Source organism: Nitrospira sp. BLG_2, assembly GCF_049222245.1.
On the sequence record NZ_JBLYIG010000676.1, the window covers coordinates 1 to 2,386 of the forward strand.

The window sequence follows — 2,386 nt, forward strand, 5'->3', positions numbered from 1 at the left end:
CAACCACTCAGGCGGTGGCTGGGGGAAAAATGGCTTTACCGGTCCCAGAACGCCCGAGGCCCGATACTTCCGGCACGTTGCAAACAGATGCCCGAGCCATCCATTCCCCGGAAATTCGTCGTCATCGATGAAGGCAATGAAGTCGCCCTTCGCGTTTTGAATAGCCTTGTTTCGTGCCAATGCGATGTTTCGTCTGGGCTCTGTGCAATAGGTTATTCGCACTTGTGAGAGAGCCCTGCATTCTTCGACGATGGCTCTCGCCGATTCCGCTTCATCATTGTCGACGACCACGATTGAGAAGGAAAACACGCCGCCGGTGTCCTGCTTGACCAACGCTTCGAGTAACCGCCTCAGCAGCGCCGGTCGCTTAAGCGTACAAATACATACACTAATGTGTGGTGCTGCCCCGGCTGTCTCTTGCGGGTTCATGTCGCAGAGATTCTCTACGCACTCGCGCGGTAGACTCGGCATTCTATTCTGCCGTGGCTTCTCCGTGCGCTTTTCTGACCGCCTCAATGATCCTGTCTTGATCTTCGATCTCCAGGTACGGATGCATTGGAAGGCTGAAGATACGATCCGACAAGTGCTCTGCTATTGGACAGTCGCCGGCCTGGTATCCCAGGTGCGCGAACGCCGTCTGCAGATGCAACGGTCTTGGATAGTAGACGGCGGTTGGAATCCCGAGCTCCTTGAGCTTGGAAAGGTACCGGTCGCGCTTCTCCACAACCAATGAGTATTGTGCCCACGCTGACAGCAAGCCATCCGGAACATGCGGCACCTTCATAAGCATAAGCGCCTTGAACGCGGATGAATAGCGCTCCGCTACGTCTTGCCGTGCCTTGATCTCACTCTCGAACACCTCCAACTTCGGCAACAGAATGGCAGCCTGCAACGTATCCAACCGTCCATTGATGCCGATGCGCACGTTGTCATACTTATGCGAACCTTTCCCGTGCTCTCTCAGCGAGCGCAGACGATCTGCCATCACATCATTATTCGTAAACACCGCACCCCCATCGCCATAGCCCCCGAGGGGCTTGGCCGGGAAAAAGCTGGTCGCCGTGATGTCTGCAAGATTACCGACCCGTTTTCCCTTATAACTCCCTCCCAGGCTTTGAGCCGCATCTTCCAGCACAAACAATCCGTGCTGTTTGGCGATGCCATTGATACGGTCATAGTCAGCCGGCAGGCCGAACAAATCGACCGGAATGATGCCTCTGGGGTTGAGGGGCTTCGCAACGGTTGCACCGCGAACCATTCCCTTCCTCGCATCGACGATCGCTTCCTCAAGCTTTGTAGGATCGATATTGTACGTATCAGAATCGACGTCGACAAAAACCGGAGTCGCCCCCAGGAGGCAGATCACTTCGGCAGTCGCGATAAAAGTAAATGGCGTGGTAAATACTGCGTCCCCCGGCCCGACCTCATGTGCCAGCAAACTAAGAAGGAGGGCGTCTGTACCGTTGGCGCAGGACACGCAATGCTTGCTCCCGACAAAAAGGGCAAGCTGTTTCTCCAGTTCTGCGACCTCCGGTCCCATGATAAACTTGCCGTGGTCCAACACTGCATTGATCCGCTGTTGAATGCGGGGCTTAATACGCCCATACTGCTTTTTCAGGTCGATAAACTCCATGTTCAGTCTCCTTGGACGATCGGATTGTTCGTCGTTTTCGTGTCTTAGGGCCTCGATGCCATGCTGCAGCGCTCCTACTACTTCAACTGATCATACGTGACTTTCCCCACCGCCATCTCTGCCGGCAACGGCTCCTCTTCGTCGAGATCCACACACTTGAGAAACCCTTTGCTGACCTCCTTGTAGCGAAACTTGCTTTCCGGGCATACCATGATCCCTTCCTTATCAGGTGGCGGGAGCCTGATACCATGTCGGCTCATCCAGCCTTGTTGCCTCGCCGGCATGCCCACCATCAGAGCATAATCCGGAACATCTTTTGCCACCACAGCACCCGCTGCGATGAATGCATAGCGCCCGATCGTGACCCCGCAGACAATGGTGGCATTGGCGCCGATGGTGGCGCCGCGTTTAATGATGGTCTTCTCATAGAGGGCATGCCGCACGACTTGAGACCGGGGATTGGTGATGTTCGTCAGCACACATGAAGGGCCGAGGAACACATCGTCTTCGATCTCCGTTCCGGTGTATACCGACACGTTGTTCTGAATCTTGACGTTGCTGCCGATCTTGACATCGTTGCCGATGCAGACGTTTTGACCCAAGTTACATCGTTCGCCGATCTCCGCCCCCTTCATCACATGCGCTCCATGCCAGATCTTCGTCCCGGCGCCTATCCGGCACGGCTCGTCCACGAACGCGGACTCGTGAACGAAATACGCCTTCCTTTCCTTGGCCGCGTGAGGATTGGCTCCC

The 2,386-nt window shown here is 55.5% G+C and carries 3 protein-coding genes; all 3 read right to left on the bottom strand.

The features are described 5' to 3' along the window. The coding region (locus tag ACOSYY_RS17900; RefSeq protein ID WP_421664194.1) for a glycosyltransferase family 2 protein at positions 1-429 on the bottom strand (429 nt) is incomplete at its 3' end. A gap of 43 nt (positions 430-472) precedes the next feature. After that, positions 473-1,633, bottom strand: coding sequence for a DegT/DnrJ/EryC1/StrS family aminotransferase (locus ACOSYY_RS17905; protein WP_421664195.1), 1,161 nt, complete (start codon positions 1,631-1,633; stop codon positions 473-475). A gap of 77 nt (positions 1,634-1,710) precedes the next feature. After that, positions 1,711-2,325 (bottom strand): acyltransferase, encoded by a 615-nt coding sequence (locus ACOSYY_RS17910; protein ID WP_526023346.1) that lies wholly within the window; start codon positions 2,323-2,325, stop codon positions 1,711-1,713. Positions 2,326-2,386: the final 61 nt, after the last annotated feature.